This window comes from Lentzea sokolovensis (genome assembly GCF_033949975.1).
Classification (GTDB): Bacteria; Actinomycetota; Actinomycetes; order Mycobacteriales; family Pseudonocardiaceae; genus Lentzea; species Lentzea sokolovensis.
Genome location: NZ_JAXAVU010000001.1, coordinates 723,472 through 743,849 on the forward strand (window position 1 = coordinate 723,472; position 20,378 = coordinate 743,849).

The 20,378-nt window shown below is 70.6% G+C and carries 1 protein-coding gene (running past one end of the window); it reads right to left on the reverse strand.

The genetic code is table 11. The features are described 5' to 3' along the window. On the reverse strand, window positions 1-20,378 hold the 3' portion of the coding sequence (locus SK854_RS03300; RefSeq protein ID WP_319973434.1) for a type I polyketide synthase. Its footprint extends 6,943 nt past the window's final position; 20,378 of the gene's 27,321 nt are visible here — the last part of the coding sequence; its start codon lies beyond the right edge, outside the window — the gene reads right to left on this strand; it ends in the stop codon at window positions 1-3.

Here is a 20,378-nt window from a genome sequence, read left to right on the forward strand (position 1 = left end):
CTAGTCCATGGCGTCCCCGATCGCCAGACGCAGGAGGGCTTCGCCGTCCATGTCGTCGATCGATTCCGCCTCGGCTGCAAGCACAACATCTCCGGCGCTGTTGTTTTCCCCACTGTCCTGAGCAAGTTGGAGCACCAGGTCCAGCAGCCCGGCCTGCCGCAGACGGCTGATCGGGATCGCCGCGAGCGCGTCCCGGATCGGCGCGTCGGGGTCGTGGGCGGTGGTCGCGGCCTCGCCGAGCAGTTCCGTGCGGATGAACTGGGCCAGCGCGGCGGGGGTGGGATAGTCGAACACCAGCGTCGCGGGCAGCGCCACGCCGGTGACGATCTTGAGCCGGTTGCGCAGGTCCACCGCTGTCACCGAGTCGAAGCCGACGTCGCGGAACGCCCTGGCCGGCCCGAACGCCTCGGCACCCTCGAAGCCCAGCGTCGCCGCGGCTTCCGTGCGGACGAGGTCGAGCAACGTGCGCGCGCGTTCCACCTCAGGCAACGCCAGGAGCCGTTCCTTGAGCCCTGAGTCCGTCGTTTCCGGCTCTTCCAGGGCTTCCCGGACCGACGGGATGCCCATCAGCAACGGGCTCGGCCTCGATGCCGTGAAGCTCGGCGCGAACTTCTCCCAGTCCATGTTGGTGATCGTCAGCGACGTGTGGCCGTCCTCGACCGCCTGCTGCAGCGCGGTGATCGCGAGTTCGGGTTTCATCGTGTGCACGCCGCGGCGGCGCAGTTGTTCGGCGCCTTCCTCGTTCTCCGACGCCATGCCGGAGTCCGCCCAGGCACCCCACGCGATCGACGTCGCCTTGAGGCCCTGGGAGGCCCGGAAGTGCGCGAGGCCGTCGAGGTAGGCGTTCGAGGCGGCGTACGCGGGTTGCGCGCCACTGCCCCAGCTCGCCGCACCGGACGAGAACAGGATGAACGCGTCCAGGTCGCTCGTGAGTTCGTGCAGCAGCCGGGCCGACGTCATCTTGGCCTTGAGCAAGCGATCCAGTTGATCGATGCCCACCGCGTCGGTGGTCGCGTTGCCTTCGACGATGCCGGCCGCGTGCACCACGGCCCGCAGGTCGGGCACCGTGTCGATCACCGACTTCAGGCTCTGCCGATCCGAGGCGTCGCAGGCCGCGATGGTGACGCGCGCTCCCAACGCTTCCAGCTCTTCGCGCAACTCCGCCGCTCCAGGCGCCTGATCACCGCGACGGCTGGTGAGCAGCACGTGCTCGGCGCCGCGTCCCGCGACCCAGCGGGCGACGTGGCCGCCCAGCGCGCCGGTGCCGCCGGTGATCAGCACTGTGCCGCGCGGGATCCACTCCGCGGACTGGGGCGCGCGCTGGGCCGGCACGAGCCTGCGGCCGTGGACGCCGGTGTCGCGGACCGCGAGCTGGTCCTCGCCGCCGCCGTTCGTGATGGCGGCGACCAGGCCCTGTTCGATCTGGCCGTCGATGGTCCCCGGCAGGTCGACCAGGCCGCCCCAGTGGCGCGGCAGGTCGAGCGCCGCGACCCTGCCCAGGCCCCACAACGCCACCTGCTCGGGGTGGTGCACGGGGTCGGTCGCGCCGGTCGAGACGGCCTGCTTCGTGACCGCCCAGAACGGCGCGGTGCTGCCGGCGTCGCCGAGTGCCTGCAGGAGCAGGACGTTCAACGCGAGACCGAGCGGTGTCGCGGTGAACTCCTCGTGCGGGGTGTTCTCCGTGCCCAGCAACGAGATCACGCCGACCGGTTCGATGCCGATCAGTTCGGTGGCGAGCAGAGCGCGTTCGGCGTTGGCGCGGACGGTGACCCGCACGAGGTCGTTGCCGAACGTCCGCAGCACCGCCTCGGTCCACTCGTCGACGTGCTCGGGCACGGCCGCGAGCCAGGTGCCGTTGATGCCGGTGGCCTGGACGCCGCGCAGGAGTTGCCACGAGTCGCGGTAACGCCAGCCATCCACAGTGGACTGCGTCTGCTGCTTCGCGCGCCATTCCCTGAGCGCGGGCAGGACGTTCTCCGCGTCGACGCCGAGAGCACCGGTGAGCTCGCCGTTCTCGACCAGCTGCCAGAACGCGCTGTCCTCGGCGTTGACGACCTTGGCACCGGCCTTGGGCCAGAACCTGCTGCGGCTGAACGGATACGTCGGCAGGTCGATCCTGCGACCCTCGCACTTCCACCGCACGTCGAGGCCCGCGACCCACGCCTCGGCGAGCGAGGTGGTGAACCGGTGGCTCCCGCCCTGGTCGCGGCGCAGCGAGCCGACCGTGACGAGTTCCGTGCCGTCCGCTTCGGCCGTGGCCTGCGCGGACATCGTCAGCACCGGATGCGGGCTCGTCTCGACGAACACGCGGTAGCCGTCCTCGATCAGCTTCCTGGTGACCGCGACGAACTCGATGGGACGGCGCGCGTTCTCGTACCAGTAGTCGGCGTCCAGAGTCGCGGTGTCGACGCGTTCGGCCTTCACCGTCGAGTAGAACGCGATGTCGGTCGAGCGCGGCGTGATCGTGCCGAGGAGGCTCATCAGCTTCTCGCGCAGCGGTTCGACCTGCGGACCGTGCGAGGCCACCGTCGACGCGACCACCCGGGCCCGGATCTCCCTGGCCTGGCACAGTTCCACGAACTCGGTGAGCTCCTGCAGGGCGCCGGCGACCGTGCAGGCGTTGGGGCTGTTGATGCCCGCGATGGACAGCACCGGCCACTGCTCGATGAGCTTTCGCGCTTCCTCGACCGGCAACGCGACACTCGCCACGGCGCCGTTCCCGACGAGCTCGTCCGCGAACAGCTGCGACCGCAGCACGACGATCTTGGCCGCTTCGTCGAGGCTGAGAGCCCCGGCGACGTAGGCGGCGGCGATCTCACCCTGCGAGTGCCCGACGACCGCGGCGGGCTCGACGCCGTTGGCGCGCCACGTCTGGGCCAGCGACACCATGACCGCGAACAACGTCGGCTGCAGCACCTCGATGCGTTCGAGGAGTGCGGCCTCGCCGCGCAGCACGTCGATCACCGACCAGCCGACGAGCCTGCCGATCGCCGCGTCGCACTCGATGATCCAGTGCGCGAACGTCTCGTCCTCGTCCAGCAGTTCGACCGCCATGCCGTGCCACTGACTGCCCTGACCGGGGAAGACGAACACCGGCGCACTCTCTTGCGCGACGCCCTGGACCACTTCGTCCCCGATGAGCACCGCACGGTGGTCGAACACCGACCTGGTCGTCAGCAACGAGAACGCCAGATCGTTCGCGTCGCTCTCCAGCGCGCGGACCTGTTCGATGCGCGCCTTCAACGAGGCCGGCGACTTCGCCGACACGACCAGCGGCACCGCGCCGACCTGCTGAACGGACTCCGGCCGACTGGCCTGATCTGGGGCTTCTTCGAGGATCATGTGGGCGTTCGTGCCCGAGATGCCGAACGCGGAGACGCCCGCGCGGCGCGGTTGGCCGTTGGTCTCCCAACTACGGGCCTCGGTGAGCAGCTCGACCGTGCCGTCGGACCAGTCGACGTGCGAGGACGGCGAGGCGACGTGCAGCGTCCGCGGCAACAGGTTGTGGCACAGCGCAAGCACCATCTTGATCACGCCCGCGACACCCGCGGCCGCCTGCGTGTGGCCGATGTTCGACTTCACCGAACCCAGCCACAGCGGCGAAGACCGGTCCGCGCCATAGGTGTTGATCAGGGCCTGCGCCTCGATCGGGTCTCCCAGGGCTGTGCCGGTGCCGTGTGCCTCGATGACGTTGACATCGCCCACGGACAGACCGGCGTTCGCGAGAGCAGCACGGATCACGCGCTGCTGTGACGGGCCATTGGGTGCGGTCAGGCCGTTGGAGGCGCCGTCCTGGTTGACCGCCGAACCGCGGATCACCGCGAGCACCTGATGGCCGTTGCGCACCGCGTCGGACAGCCGCTCCATGACGACCATGCCGACGCCCTCGGACCAACCGGCACCGTCGGCGTCGTCGGAGAACGCCTTCGACCGGCCGTTCGCCGCGAGAGCACCCTGCCGGGTCAGCTCGGCGAAGGCGAACGGCGTCGTCATGATCGTCGCACCACCAGACACGGCCAATGAGCACTCACCGCCGCGTAGCGCCTGCACCGCGAGATGCATCGCGACGAGAGAGGCGGAGCATGCCGTGTCGACGGTGACCGCCGGCCCTTCGAAGCCGAACGTGTAGGACAGGCGACCCGAGATCACCGACGCCGCGAGTCCCGTGGCCGCGTGGCCCTCGGTGTCCTCGGCCGACGACGTCAGCAGCGTCGCGTAGTCCTGGCCGTTCGTGCCGACGAAGACACCGGTCTGCGACCCCCGCAACGACAGCGGGTCGACGCCGACCCGTTCCAGCGCCTCCCACGTGGTCTCCAGCAGGAACCGCTGCTGCGGATCCATCGCCATCGCCTCACGCGGCGAGATCCCGAAGAACGCCGGGTCGAAGTCCGCGGTCCCGGCGAGGAATCCGGCCTCGCGCGTCACCGACGTCGACAGCACCGACTCCACGTCCCAGTCGCGGTCGGCCGGGAACGCGCCCATGCCGTCCCGTCCGTCGAGCAGCAGCTGCCACAGCTGTTCCGGCGTGGTGACGTCACCGGGGAAGCGGCAGGCCATGCCGACGATCGCGATCGGTTCGTCGTTCCGCGCCACGACGTTCTCCTGCGACCCGACCGCTCCCCCGCGCAGGTGGTCGGCGAGCCGGCGCGGCGTCGGGTAGTCGTAGACGAGCGACGCGGGCAACGTCCGGCCGGTCGCCGTCGACAGCTGGTTGCGCAGCTCGACCGCGGTCAGCGAGTCGAACCCGAGGTCGCGGAACTCCTTGTCCACCCCCACCGCATGCGGTCCGGCATAGCCGAGCACCGACGCGACGGCCGTGCGGACGACCTCCAGCACGTCACCGCTGACCTCGATCTTCTTGCGTGCCTGGGGTTTCTTGTCCGGAAGGATCGCGATTGCGACGGTCGGCGCGTCCTCCGCGACCGCCCGCCACATCGACTCCACCGCCAGGTCGGGCCTCATCGTGATCGAGCGCAGGTCGGCGCCGACACCGTCCGCCATCCCGGAACCGGCCCACGCGCCCCAGGCGATCGACGTCGCTTTGAGCCCCTGCGCGCGCCTGTCGCGGGCGATGGCGTCGAGCACGGCGTTGGCGGCCGCGTAGTTGGCCTGGCCGGGATTGCCGAGAGCGCCCGCGACCGACGAGAACAGCACGAACGCGTCCAGTTCCCGATCACGCGTCAGCTCGTCGAGCACCAGGGCCGAGGCGACCTTCGAGCGGAACACGTCCGCGAACCGTTCCGGCGCAAGGCCTTCCAGCACGCCGTCGCTCAGCACGCCGGCGGTGTGCACGATGGCGTTCGGCGAGTACGTGTTCAGCAGGTCGGCCACGGCCGCGCGGTCCGCGACGTCGCACGCCACGATCTCCGCACCCAGTTCGTCCTGGAGTCGCGCGGCTCCCGGTGCGTCGAGACCGCGCCTGCTGACCAGCACGATCTTCTCGACGCCGCGCTGCTTGAGGTCGCGGGCGACGTGCGTGCCGAGCGCGCCCGTGCCGCCGGTGACGATCACGGTGCCGTGCGGCTCCCACATCGCCTCGGTCGGCTGAGCAGCGTCGTATCGCCTCGCGAACACGCCTTCAGGCCGGATCTCGACCTCGGTCTCGCCGTCGGCGAGCACCGCTGCCAGCTCCGCGACGCCACCGGTGATGTCGACCAGACCGCCCCACTGCGCGGGCAGCTCCAGCGCCGCGACTCGCCCGAGGCCCCAGACCGCGCTCTGCGTCGCACTGGTCGCCGCACCTCGCGTGACTGCCCAGACCGGGGCGCTCACACCCTTGCGCGCCAACGACTGGATCAGCTCCATCGTCGCGATCACGCCCTGCGGCACGCCGTTCTCATCGGCCTCTCCGTCCAACGCGAGCAGCGACACGATCCCGTCGAACGGCGTCTCCGGCACCTCCTGCACCACTGTGCCGTTGACGGCCGTCGCGACTTCGCGGGCGAAGTCGTCCTCGGCACCGAGCACGAGCCAGGTTCCGGAGATCGCGCCACGCGGGGTGATCCGCTCCCACGACTCGCGGTGCCGCCACGAGTCCACAGTGGACGTGGCGCGGTCGATCGGTGCGACGTCGAGCACGGTCGGCCAGTAGCGCTCGTGCTGGAACGCGTACGTCGGCAGGTCGATCCGCCGCGCGCCCGTGCCCTCGAACAGCGCGCTCCAGTTCACGGTCGCGCCGCTGACGTGCAGACGCGCGAGCCCGGCGACGAACGCCTGCTCCTCACCACGGTCCTTGCGCAGCAGCGGAATGCCGCTGACCATCGCCGACAGCACGCCGTCCGGGCCGATCTCCAGGAACGTGCTGCCTTCGAGCGCGCGCACCGTGTCGTGGAAGCGCACGGTTTCTCGGACGTGCCGCACCCAGTACTCGGATTGTTGAACAATCCCACCAGTCAACAACGGGATCGTCGGATCGTTGAACGAAATCCCGGCGATGGCCGCGCGGAAGTCGTCCAGCATGGGCTCCATCAGCGGCGAGTGGAACGCGTGACTGACCTGCAGCCGCTTGACCTTGCGCTGCCCGGCCGCAGACGTAGGATCGTTGAGTTGTTCAACAATCCTACGTGCCTCTTGTTCACCACCCGCGATGACCACGGCGATCGGGCCGTTGACCGCGGCGATGGACACGCCCTCGGTGAGCAGCGGAGTGATCTCCTCCTCGCCTGCCTCGATCGCGAACATCGCACCGCCAGTCGGCAGCGCCTGCATCAGCGAGGCGCGCGCGGAGATCAGCGTGCACGCGTCCTCGAGGCTGAACACTCCGGCGACGTGCGCGGCCGCGATCTCGCCGATCGAGTGCCCCGCGAGCCGGTCGGCCTTGATGCCGAACGACTCCGCGAGCCGGTACAACGCCACTTCCAGAGCGAAGATCGCGGGCTGGGCGTTGCCGGTCTGGTTCAGCGCGTCCGCGTCCTCGCCCCACATGATCGACCGCAACTCGGAGTCGAGGTGCGCGAGCACGGCGTCGAAGGCGTCCGCGAACACCGGGAACCGCTCGTACAGGTCCCGGCCCATGCCGAGCCGCTGCGATCCCTGCCCCGTGAACAGCAGCGCCAGATCACGCTCGCCGGCCTCTCCCCTGGCGATCTCCACGCCGTCCACCAGCACCACCCGGTGCTCGAACGCGCTGCGCGACACCGCCAGCGAACAGGCGAGATCGAGCTGCGAGGCATCGACCGCACCGAGGCCCGCGAGCTGATCGGCCAGCGCCTCCTCGGACCGGCCCGACACCACGAGCGGCACCACCGAAGCGGTCGCCGTGACCTCGGGAACCGGGGCCGTGAACTCCGGCGCCTCCTCGATGATCACGTGCGCGTTCGTGCCCGAGACACCGAACGACGAGACACCGGCACGGCGCGCGTGGCCGTTCGCGGGCCAGTCCCGGCGCTCGGTGAGCAGCTCGACGTTGCCGGTCTGCCATTCCACGTTGGACGACGGCGCGTCGACGTGAAGGGTCTGCGGCAGCACGCCGTTGCGCAGCGCCATGATCATCTTGATGACGCCGGCGACACCGCCGGCGGACTGCGGGTGGCCGAGGTTCGACTTGATGGAACCGAGCAGCAGCGGGGTCTCCCGGTTCTGCCCGTACGTCGCGAGCACGGCCTGAGCCTCGATCGGGTCACCCAGGGTCGTACCGGTGCCGTGCGCTTCGACGGCGTCCACTTCGGACGGCGCCAGTCCGGCGTTCGCCAGCGCCTGGCGGATCACCCGCTGCTGCGACGGGCCGTTCGGCGCGGTCAGGCCGTTGGACGCGCCGTCCTGGTTGACCGCCGAACCGCGCAGCACGGCGAGCACCTCGTGGCCGTGACGGCGAGCGTCCGACAAGCGTTCCAGCAGCACCACACCGGCGCCTTCGGACCAGCCGGTGCCGTCGGCGGACTCCGCGAACGCCTTGCAGCGCCCGTCCGGCGCGAGTCCTCCGGCCGCGGTGAACGCCGAGTAGGCGTTCGGCGTGGTCATCACCGCGACGCCACCGGCCAGCGCGAGGTCGCACTCACCGTTGCGCAGAGCCTGTGCGGCCCAGTGCATCGCGACCAGCGACGACGAGCAAGCTGTGTCGATAGTGACGGCCGGGCCTTCGAGGCCGAGCAGGTAGGAGATGCGCCCGGACAGCACTGACGCGGAGAACGCCGTCGTCGCGTACGGGCCAGTCTCCTCCAGCGAGCGGTTGAGCAGCGACTCGTAGTCCTGGCCGGTGGTGCCGACGAAGACGCCGGTCAGGCTGCCCTTCAACGACGTCGGGTCGATGCCCGCTCGTTCCAGCGCTTCCCAGGAGGTCTCCAGGAGCAGGCGCTGCTGCGGGTCCATCACGACGGCCTCGCGCGGCGAGATGCCGAAGAAGCCCGCGTCGAAGTCGGCGACGGCGTCGAGGAAACCACCCTCGAACGTCGAGCTGGCGAGCCGTTCCAGGTCCCAGCCGCGATCGGCCGGGAACCGCGAGATGACGTCCCGTCCCTCGAAGACCAGTTCCCACAACGCTTCCGGCGTCGTCACACCGCCGGGGTAGCGGCAGCCGATGCCGACGATCGCGATCGGGTCGTCGGTGGCGATCGTGGCCGCGCGGACCTCGATCTGCTGCGTTCCACCGAACAGTTCGTCACGCAGGTGCCGCGACAGCGTCGTCGCGGTCGGGTAGTCGAAGACGAGGGTGGCGGGCAGCGCGAGTCCGGTCGCGGTCTTCAACCGGTTGCGCATCTCGACCGCGGTGACCGAGTCGAACCCGAGCTCGCGGAACGCGCGGGCCACCGGAACCTGGTCGCTTTCCTGGTAACCCAACGTCTTCGCCGCTTCGGCGCGAACGAGGTCGAGCAGCGCGCGGTCGCGTTCGGCCTCGGTCAGCCGGGAGAGGCGTTGCTTGAGCTCCGACTCCTCGACGACCTCGTCGGCCAGCGCCGCACGCACCTCGGCGATGCCGCTGAGCAGCGGGCTCGGGCGTTCCGCGGTGAAGCTCGGCGCGAACCTGGCCCAGTCGATGTTCGTGACGGTGAGCTGGGTCTGATCGTCGGCGACGGCCTGGCGCAGCACCTTCATCGCGAGCTCCGGCGGCATCGCGCCGATGCCGATCCTCTGCAGCGCCTCGTACATGCCGTGATCGGCGGCCATGCCGGCTTCCGCCCACGCTCCCCACGCGATCGACGTCACCTTCAGGCCCTGCGACCGGCGCAGGTGAGCGAGGCCGTCGAGGTAGGCGTTGGCCGCGCCGTACGCGGGTTGACCGCCGCTCCCCCAGCTCGCCGCGCCCGACGAGAACAGGATGAAACGGGCCTGTGGCGCGAGTTCGTGCAGGTGACGGGCCGCGGTGATCTTCGTGTCGAGCAACGCGGTGACGTTCTCGTACTGGATCTCGTCGATCGGGGCGTCGCCGGTGCCGATGCCCGCGGCGTGCACGACCGTCGTGAGGTCGTCGATGCCCGCGAGCAGGGTCGCCAGGGCGTCCCGGTCCGCCGCGTCGCAGGCCGCGATCGTGACACGGGTGGTCGTGTCGAGCTCTGCCTTGAGTTCTGCCGCGCCGGGCGCGTCGAGGCCGCGGCGGCTGGTGAGCACCAGGTGCTCGGCACCGGCCTCGGCCATCCAGCGGGCGACGTGGCCGCCGAGCGCGCCCGTGCCGCCGGTGATCAGCACCGTGCCGGATGCCTGGAAGTCCGGGCTGTGGTGGGCGTTCGTGCGGATGAGACGGCGGGCGAACACGCCGTTGCCGCGGATCGCGACCTGGTCCTCCTTGCCGGTCAACGCGGCCGCGAACCGTTGTGCGGCCTTGTCGTCCAGCGATGCGGGCAGGTCGATCAGGCCGCCCCAGCGGCGGGGCAGGTCGAGTGCGGCGACGCGGCCGAGGCCCCAGATCGCGGTCTGCGACGGATCGACCTCCTCGCCGCCGATCGCGACGGCGTTGCGGGTGACGGCCCAGATCGGCGCGCTGACACCGGCTTCCGCCAGTGCCTGGACCAGCGTGATCGTCGCCTGCAGGCCGGTCATCGCGATGACGCCGTCGATCGTCTCGGGCAGGCGCGCGGTGAGGTCGGCGCGGGTGATCTGCTCGTCGACGTCGAGGTGAACGGCGCCGAGCGCGTCGATCACGTCCTGAGCCGCCGTGCCGGACGTGACGACCAGCCAGGAGCCGGGCGGGGTTCCGCTGACGGTGACCGGCGTCCACTGGTCGCGGTACCGCCAGGTGTCCATTGTGGATTCGGACTTGCGACGGTTGCGCCACTGCGCGAGCGTGTGCGCGACACCCTGCCCGACGCCCATGTCCTCCAGGCCGCCGTTGTCGACGAGTTCCCAGAACTCGGCGTCGACCGGGTCGGAGGTGTCCTTGACGAGCGGTTCGGGCCAGAACCTCTGGTGGTCGAACGGATAGGTCGGCAGCGCGACGGTCCGGCCACCGGGGTACTGCCACCGGACGTCGAGGCCCGCGACCCACGCCTCGGCGAGCGAGGTGGCGAACCGGCGGCTGCCTCCCTGGTCACGGCGCAGCGAGCCGATCGCGACGATCTCGGCGCCGACCGCTTCCGCGGTCTGCTGCGCGGGCAGCATCAGCACGGGGTGCGCGCTCGACTCGATCAGCACGCGGTGGCCGTCCGCGACGAGCTTCTCGACCACCTTGGCGAAGCTGACGGGCTGGCGGGCGTTCTGGAACCAGTACTCGGCGTCGAGGGTCGCTGTGTCGATGCGCCCGGCCGTGACAGTCGAGTAGAACGGCACGGTGCCGGGCTGTGGCGTGATGTCGGCGAACAGGTCGAGGATCTGGTCGCGGAGGCGGTCGACCTGCGCGCAGTGCGAGGCGACGGTCGAGCCGATCACGCGAGCCCGGATGTCCTGGGCGACACAGCTTTCCACGAACTTCTCGAGCGCGGGGACGGCGCCGGCGACCGTGCAGGCGTGCGGGCTGTTGACGCCCGCGATCGCCAGCTCCGGCGGCAGCAGCTTCTCGACTTCGGGGGCGGGCAACGCGATGCTCGCGACGGCGCCGTTGCCGACGAGTTCGTCCGCGAACAGTTGCGACCGCTTGACCACGATCTGCGCGGCCTGGTCGAGGGTGAGCGCGCCGGCGATGTAGGCGGCGGCGATCTCCCCCTGCGAGTGCCCGACGACCGCGGCGGGCTCGACGCCGTTCGCGCGCCACGTCTGAGCGAGGGAGATCATGATCGCGAACAGCGCGGGCTGCAGGACCTCGATGCTCTGGAGCAGCTCGGCGTCACCGCGCAGCACGTCGATGACCGACCAGCCGACGTGCCCGGCGATCGCCCGGTCGGCCTCGGCCATCCACCGGGCGAACGTCTCGTCCTCGTCGAGCAGCGCGACCGCCATGCCGTGCCACTGGCTGCCCTGGCCGGGGAACACGAACACCGGTCCCGGCCCGGCGTCCGCGACCGCACCTTCGACGACCTCGTCGCCGACGATCACCGCGCGCTGGTCGAACCTGCTGCGCGCGGCCAGCGAGAACCCGACGTCGATCGGGTCACGCCCACCGGCCACGAGCGCCTTGACCCGCTCGACCTGCGCCCGCAGTGACCCCGCCGACTTGGCCGACACCGCCAGCGGCACCACGCCGCCCTGCTGAATCGATCCTGCTTGGCCGGCCCCCAGGGGGCTGCGAGCCCCCATCCCAATCATCTCAGGGAGGTCTGACAATTCCGGAGCCTCGAGGATGACGTGGGCGTTCGTGCCGCTGATGCCGAACGACGACACGCCGCCGCGACGGGGCCGGTCGACTGCGGGCCAGTCGCGGGAGGAGGTGAGCAGCTCGACGGCGCCCGCGTCCCACTCGATGTGCGACGACGGCGCGGACACGTGCAGCGTCTGCGGCAGCACGCCGTGGCGCAGCGCCATGATCATCTTGATCACGCCGGCGACACCGGCCGCCGACTGGGTGTGGCCGATGTTCGACTTGATCGAGCCCAGGTAGAGCGGCTCGGCGCGATCCTGCCCGTAGACGGCGAGCAGCGCCTGCGCCTCGATCGGGTCGCCCAGCGAGGTGCCCGTGCCGTGCGCTTCGACGGCGTCGACGTCCGCTGGGGTCAAGCCCGCGGACGTGAGCGCCGCGCGGATCACCCGTTGCTGCGACGGGCCGTTCGGCGCGGTCAGGCCGTTGGACGCGCCGTCCTGGTTGACGGCGGTGCCCTTCAGGACCGCGAGGACGTTGTGGCCGTTTCGCCGAGCGTCCGACTGGCGTTCCAGCACGAGCAGGCCGACGCCCTCGGAGAACCCGGTGCCGTCCGCGCCCTCGGAGAACGCCTTGCACCGCCCGTCCTGCGAGACGCCGCGCTGCCGGGAGATCTCGATGAACGTCGCCGGCGTCGACATCACCGCGACACCACCGGCGAGAGCCAGCGACGACTCCCCCGTCCGCAGCGACTGCGCCGCGAGATGCATTGCCACCAAAGAGGAAGAGCAGGCGGTGTCGATCGTGACGGCCGGGCCTTCCAGACCGAGCACATAGGACACTCGTCCGGACGCGACCGACGGCGACGAACCGGTGCCGTGATGGCCCTCGAACTCACCGCCGAGCAGCTGCGCGTAGTCGTTGTACATGACGCCCGCGAACACGCCGGTGTCGCTGCCGCGCAACGACACCGGGTCGATCCCGGCGCGTTCGAACGCCTCCCAGGCGGTCTCCAGCAGCAGACGCTGCTGCGAGTCCGTCGCGAGTGCCTCCCGCGGCGACATGCCGAAGAACGCCGGGTCGAACTCGCCCGCGTCGTGCAGGAAGCCACCGAGGCGCGTCGAGGAGGTGCCGATGTCGGTGCCGGAGAACAGGGTGTCGAGGTCCCAGCCGCGGTCGGACGGGAACTCGGAGATCGCGTCCGTGCCGTCCAGCACGAGCCGCCACAGGTCCTCGGGCGTGCTGACCCCGCCGGGGAACCGGCAGGCCATGCCGACCACGACGATCGGGTCGTCGTCCGACACCGTCCGCGCCGTGACGACGTCGCCGCCGTCCGCGCCGAACAGCTCGTCACGCAGGAACGACGCGAGCACGTGAGCGGTCGGGTAGTCGAACACCAGGGTCGCGGGCAGCCGCAGCCCGGTGACCGCGGTGAGGCGGTTGCGCAGGTCGACAGCGGTCAGCGAGTCGAACCCGAGATCGCGGAACGCCCGCGAGGCGTCGAAGCTCTCCAGCGCCAGCACAGCACTGACCTGCGCACGGATCAGGTCGAGCAACGCGTCGAGGCGCTCGGCGTCGCCCAGCGGGCGCAGCTTCGCGGCCAGACCCGTCGCCGCGTCCGAACCGGCGACCGTGCGACGGGTGCGAGTCCGGATCAGGCCGCGCAGCATCGAGGGAACCTCGCCCTGCGCCCGCACCGTCGCGAGGTCGAGGCGTGCGGGCAGCAGGACCGACTCCCCGGTCGCGAGTGCCGCGTCGAACAACGCGGTGCCCTGCGCCGGCGTGATCGGCGGCATTCCGGCGCGCACCAGGCGTTCCCGGTCGGCGTCGGTCAGCGAACCGGTGAGGCCGACCGTCGCCTCCCACGTGCCCCAGGCCAGCGAGACGGCGTTGCCGCGGTGCTCGGCGAGCGCGTCGAGGAACGCGTTGCCCGCCGCGTAGTTGCCCTGGCCCGCGCCGCCGAGAATGCCGGCGGCGGAGGAGAAGAACACGATCCTGGCGTCGGGCAACAGCTCGTGCAGGTGCCACGCGGCGTCGACCTTGGGCCGCAACACCGTGTCGAATTGCTCGGGCGTGAGCGACTCGATCACGCCGTCGTCCAGCACACCGGCGGTGTGCACGACCGACTTGACCGTGTGCTTCTTCAGCAGACGCTGCAACGCCCTGCGGTCACTGACATCGCACTTGACGACCTTGACGGCCGCGTCGACGTCCCAGTCGGGCTTGCGGCCGCTCCTGCTGGCCAGGATCAGCTCCGTGACACCGTGCTCGGCGACGAGGTGCTGGGCGATCACGCCGCCGAGCCCGCCCGCGCCGGTGATCAGCACCGGGCTCTCCCAGACGGTCTCCTGGGCCGCCGCGACGCGCTGGAGCCGTGGCGCGAAGAGCTGCCCCTGCCTGATCCGCACCTGCGGTTCGTTCGCGGCAAGCGCTTGCGGCAGAACGGCTTCATCGTCGACGTCGGCCAGCACGAACCGGCCGGGGTGCTCGGTCTGCGCCGACCGCACCAGACCCCACACGGCCTGCCCGGCCAGATCCCCCTCGCGGGTCACGAAAGCCAGGCGCTCGGCGCGTTCGCCGGAAATCCACTCCTGGAGCTTGGCGAGCACTCGCGTCGTCAGGGTGCGGGTCGACTCGATGACGTCGCCGTCACCTGCGACGTGCTCGATGACGACGTTCTCGGCCACGTCGGACGGCAGTGCGGTGGGCGTCCACTCGATGCGGAACAGCGAGTCGCGGTCGACCTCGTTGCGCGGCAACGCGACAGGCCGCACGACGAGCGACTCGACGGTCGCGACGGGCTGACCGGTGGTGTCGGCGAGCGCGATCTCCATCGCGTCACCGCGGGAGCGCAACCGGACCCGCAGCTCCGTCGCGCCGGTGGCGTGCAGCGACACGCCTTCCCACGAGAACGGCAGCCCGGCACCGTCCTTCGCGAGCAACGCGGCGTGCAGCGCGGAGTCCAGCAACGCCGGGTGCAGGCCGAAACCCGCGGTCTCCTCGGACGTGGTGACCTCGGCATACACGTCCTCGCCGGAACGCCAGACCGCCCGCAGGCCCTGGAACGACGGCCCGTACTCGAAGCCCATGTCCGCGAAGCGTTCGTAAGCTCCTTCGACGTCAACGCTTTCGGCTTGAGGAGGCCAGATCGACGCGTCGAAGTCGCTGGTAGCGCTGCCAGTCGACACCGTGCCGGACGCGTGTTGCGTCCACGGCGCGTCGTTCTCGGTGCGCGAGTAGATCGCGACCTGGCGGTGTCCGTTCGCGTCCTCGGCCTTCACCGCGACCTGCAGTTGCACGGATCCGTCGAGGACGAGCGGCGCGGAGATCGTGAGCTCGTCGAGCTGCTCGCAGCCGACCTCGTCACCCGCTCGGACCGCGAGTTCGACAAAAGCCGTGCCGGGCAACAGAACAGTGCCGCTGACGGCGTGATCTGCGAGCCATGGGTGAGAGTGCGCCGACAGCCTTGACGTGAACAGCACGTCCTCGCTGCCCGCGACGCTGACCGCCGCGCCGAGCAGCGGGTGCTCGCCGGGCCGTACCTGCCGGGACGGCCAGAACCGCCGTCGCTGGAACGCGTAGGTGGGCAGGTCGATCAGCTTGCCGCCGGGGAAGTCCCATCGGACGTCGAGCCCTCGCACGTGAGCCTGCGCGAGAGCAAGGGGCAGGTGCCCGCCTTCGTTGCGCCGCAACGTTCCGAGCACCACGGCCTCGGTGTCGTGGTGCTCGACGGTCTGCTCGACGCCGAACGTCAGCACCGGGTGAGCGCTCGGCTCGACGAAGAACCGGAAGCCGTCACGCAGCAAAGCGCTGGTGGCGTTCTGGAACTCGACGGTCTGCCGCAGATTGGTGAACCAGTAGCCGGCGTCCATGATCGCGGTGTCGATCGGTTCACCGGTCACCGTGGAGTACAACGGAATCGTGCCGGTGCGCGGCCGCAGCTCCGCCAGATCAGCCAGCACCCGTTCGCGGATCGCCTCGACCTGCGGAGTGTGCGAGGCGTAGTCGACCGCGATCATGCGCGCCCGGATGCCCTGCGTCTCGCACTCCAGCACGATCTCCGCGAGTGCCTCGACCTCGCCCGCGACGACCGTGGCGCGGGGCCCGTTGACGGCCGCGACCGCGACCCGGTCCTCGAACCGCGCGATCCGCGGCCGCACCTCGTCCACCGGCAACGGCACCGACAGCATGCCGCCCTTGCGCGACAACGCCTCGTCGACGGCCTGCGAGCGCAGCGCGACCACCCGCGCCGCGTCGTCGAGCGTGAGCGCCCCGGCGACGGCCGCCGCCGCGATCTCGCCCTGCGAGTGGCCGACGACCGCCTGCGGCTCGACGCCGTGCGCACGCCAGACCTCGGCCAGCGACACCATGACCGCCCACAGCACGGGCTGCACGACGTCGACCTGGTCCAGCGGCAGTTCGTCGCGGAGGACCTCGATCAACGACCAGTTCACGAACGGCCGCAGCGCCGCGTCGCACTCGGCGATCCTCTGGGCGAACACCTCGTTGGTGGCGAGCAGTTCGCTGCCCATGCCGACCCACTGCGAGCCCTGGCCGGGGAACACGAACACGGTCTTGCCCGCGGTCGTGACCTGGCCGGTGACGACGTTCTCGCCGATGACGACCGCGCGGTGGTCGAACGCGGTCCGCGCGGCCAGCGTGAACCCGACGTCGGCCGGGTCGGCCTCGACCGCCCGGATCCGCTCGATCTGGGCTTCCAACGCCTCCGCGGACTTCGCCGACACCAGCCACGGCACCAGACCGGCCTGGGACGGTTCCTGCTGGGCCGCAGGAAGACTCGGAGCCTCCAGGATCACGTGCGCGTTGGTGCCCGATACGCCGAACGACGAGACACCGGCGCGGCGCGGTCGGGAAACCGAAGGCCACTCGCGCGTCGAGGTCAGCAGTTCGACGGCGCCGGCCTCCCAGTCGACGTGCGACGACGGCTCGGTGACGTGCAGGGTGCGCGGCAGCACGCCGTGGTGCAGCGCCTGCACCATCTTGATCACCGACGCGACACCGGCGGCGGCCTGCGAGTGGCCGATGTTCGACTTGATGGAGCCGAGCAGCAGCGGTTCGTCGCGATCCTGGCCGTACACGGCGAGGAGGGCCTGGGCCTCGATCGGATCGCCCAGCGGCGTTCCGGTGCCGTGCGCCTCGACGGCGTCGACATCCGTGACGGAGAGACCGGCGGAAGCCAAGGCCGCGCGGATGACTCGTTGCTGTGAAGGGCCGTTCGGGGCGGTGAGGCCGTTGGAAGCGCCGTCCTGGTTGACCGCGGATCCCCGGACGACCGCGAGAATGCGGTGGCCGTTGCGCAGCGCGTCGGACTGGCGTTCCAGCACGACCTGGCCGATGCCCTCGGCCCAGCCGACACCGTCCGCCGAGTCGGAGAACGCCTTCGAGCGCCCGTCCTCGGAGACGCCGCGCTGCCGGGAGAACTCGATGAACGTCGACGGCGTGGACATCACCGTCACGCCGCCGGCCAGTGCGAGCGAGCACTCCCCCGACCGCAGCGACTGGATCGCCCAGTGCATCGCGACCAGCGACGACGAGCACGCCGTGTCGACCGTGACGGCAGGTCCCTCAAGCCCGAACACGTAGGACACGCGGCCCGACGCGACGCTGCCCGCGCTGCCCTGGCCCTGGTGTCCTTCCATGTCGCCGCCACCGACGACGGACTGGTAGTCGTTGTACATCAGGCCGGTGAACACGCCGGTCGCGCTGCCCCGCAACGACGCCGGGTCGATTCCCGCGCGCTCCAGGGCTTCCCAGGCGGTCTCCAGCAGCAGGCGCTGCTGGGTGTCGGTCGCCAGTGCCTCCCGCGGCGACATGCCGAAGAACGACGGATCGAACTCGGCCGCGTCGTGCAGGAACCCGCCGGACCGCGTGTAGGAGGTGCCGATGTGGTCGGGATCCGGGTGGTAGAGGCCTTCGAGGTCCCAGCCGCGATCGGACGGGAACCCGGTGACGGCGTCGACCTCGTCCATCACGAGCCGCCACAGCTCTTCCGGCGTCGTGACGCCGCCGGGATAGCGGCAGGCCATGCCGACGATCACGATCGGATCGTCCGAAGTGGACACCAGCGCGGGCAGGTTCGGCGTGACGACAACGGCTCCGAGCAGTTCGTCACGCAGGTAGGACGCCAGCGCGCCGGACGTCGGGTAGTCGAAGATCAGCGTCGCGGGCAGGCGGATGCCGGTCGACGCGGTGAGGCGGTTGCGCAGTTCGACGGCGGTCAGCGAGTCGAAGCCGAGGTCGCGGAACTGCTGCGCCGGATCGATCACCTGGGCGTTGACGTGGCCGAGAACCCCGGCGACCTCCACGCGGACGACGTCGAGCAGCGCTTCGAGCCGGTCGGTCTCGGAGAGCGGGGAAAGCCGTGAGACGAGGGTGACCGCGGTGTCCGAGCCCGCGACCGAACGCTTCGAGCGCGTCCGGACCAGGCCGCGCAGCACCGGCGCCACCTCGCCCTTGGCTCGCAGCACGGCGAGGTCGAGCCGGAACGGTGCCAGCGTTCCGGCTCCGTGCGCGACGGCCGTGTCGAAAAGCTCTACGCCCTGCTCCACCGAGATCGGTGGCATGCCGGCGCGACGCATGCGTTCGACGTCCACTTCGGACAGCTGCCCGGCCATGCCGCCTTCCCAGGCACCCCAGGCGAGGGAGATGGTGTTCGGCCGGTGTTCGGCGAGCGCGTCGAGGAACGCGTTGGCCGCCGCGTAGTTGCCCTGGCCCGCACTGCCGAGCGTTCCGGCGACGGACGAGAACAGCACGAACCTGTCCAGGTCGCCCGCCAACTCGTGCAGGTGCCACGCGGCGTCGACCTTGGGCTTGAGCACGGTCGCGAGACGCTCCGGCGTGAGCGACTCGATCACGCCGTCGTCCAGCACGCCGGCGGCGTGCACGATCGAGCGAACCGGGTGCTTCTTCAGCAGCTTCTGCACGGCCTTGCGGTCCGACACATCGCACTTCGCGACGGTGACGCGCGCGTCCAGTTCGGTGACCCATGCGGGCTTCTCGCCGCGTCGGCTGACCAGCACCAGGTCCTCGACGCCTTGTGCGACAAGGTGTTTCGCGATGATGCCGCCCAGTCCACCGGTGCCGCCGGTGATCAGCACCGGCCCCTGCCAGGTGACGTCGCTCCGCACACCGGCCGCTCGCGCGAGCCTGGCCGCCTTGACCACGCCGTCGCGGATGATCAGCTCGGGCTCGTCGATCCCCGACGCCCGTGCGACGAGTTCGCCGGAGTCGGTGTCGATGATGCCGAACCGGCCGGGATGCTCGGTCTGCGCCGACCGCACGAGGCCTCGCACCGCCGCGCCTGCCAGGCATCCCTTGCCGGCGACGAAAACGAGCTTCTCGGGACGTTCGGTGGCGATCCACTCCTGCAGCCGCGCCAGCGCCTGCGCCACGAGCGCGTGCGTGGCCTGGACGACCTCGCCCTCGGCGACCACGTGCTCCACCACGACGTCCGCGGCGGGTTCGGCGGGCAGGCCGACCTCGACCCAGTCCAGCTGGAACAGCGAGTCGCGGTCGGTCGTGCTGAGCTGCTCGGCCGAGACGGCGCGCACCACGAGCGCGTCCACCGACGCGACCGGTGCGCCGGTGGTGTCGGCGAGCGCGATGGCGAGACTGTCGCCGTCGCGGGTCAGCTTCACGCGCAACGCCGTCGCGCCCGTCGCGTGCAACTGGACGCCCTCCCACGAGAACGGGAGTCCAGCGCCGTCGTCCACGAGCAACGCGGCGTGCAACGCCGAATCGAGCAGCGCGGGGTGCAGCCCGAAGCCATTCGCCGACACACCCTCGGGCACCGCGACCTCGGCGAACACGGTGTCGCCGGTCCGCCACGCCGCCCGCAGCCCCTGGAACGCGGGCCCGTACTCGAACCCGTTCTCCGCGAACCGCTCGTAGGCGTCCGCGACGTCGATCGCCTCCGCGCGCGGCGGCCATTCGCCGACCTCGGCGACGGTCCCGCCGGACCCGAGCACACCGGTGGCGTGCTCCGTCCACGGTTCGTCCACCGCGGCCTCGGCCCGCGAGTAGACGGTGATCGACCGGCGGCCGTTCTCCTCGACGCCCACGATCAGCTGAACCTGGACGCCACCGCTCTCCGGCAGCACCAGCGGCGCGGCCAGCGTGAGCTCCTCGACTCGATCCAGCCCGACCTCGTCGGCCGCCCGCACCGCCAGCTCGACCAGCGCCGCGCCCGGCACGAGCACCGCGCCGTGCACGGTGTGGTCGGCGAGCCAGGACCGGCGTGACAGCCGTGCCGTGAACAGGTAGCCCGCGCCACCCGCGAGCTCGACCGCCGCGCCGAGCAGCGGGTGCTCCACCGCGCCGAGGCCGGCCGACCTGACGTCGGACTTCGCGGTGTTCTCGGGCCAGTACGACTGGTGCTCGAACGCGTACGTCGGCACGTCGACCCGTCGACCGCCGGTGTACAGCTGCGCCCAATCAACATTGATTCCGTTGACGTGTACATGACCGAGTGCAGTCAACATTGACTCAACATCGGACTTGACCCGCGTCAACGTCGGAATCAACCCGTCAACCATCGCCGTCAACTGCGCATCCGGCCCGACCTCGACCAGCGTGACGTCACCCAACCGCGTGACGTTGTCGTGGAAACGAACGGTGCTGCGGACGTGGTCCACCCAGTACTCGACCGTCGTGACATCGCCGGATGTCGACATTCCGACAACAGGCTCGTGGAACGTCAGCCCACTGATCGCCTCGCGGAAGTCGTCCAGCATCGGCTCCATGAGCGGCGAGTGGAACG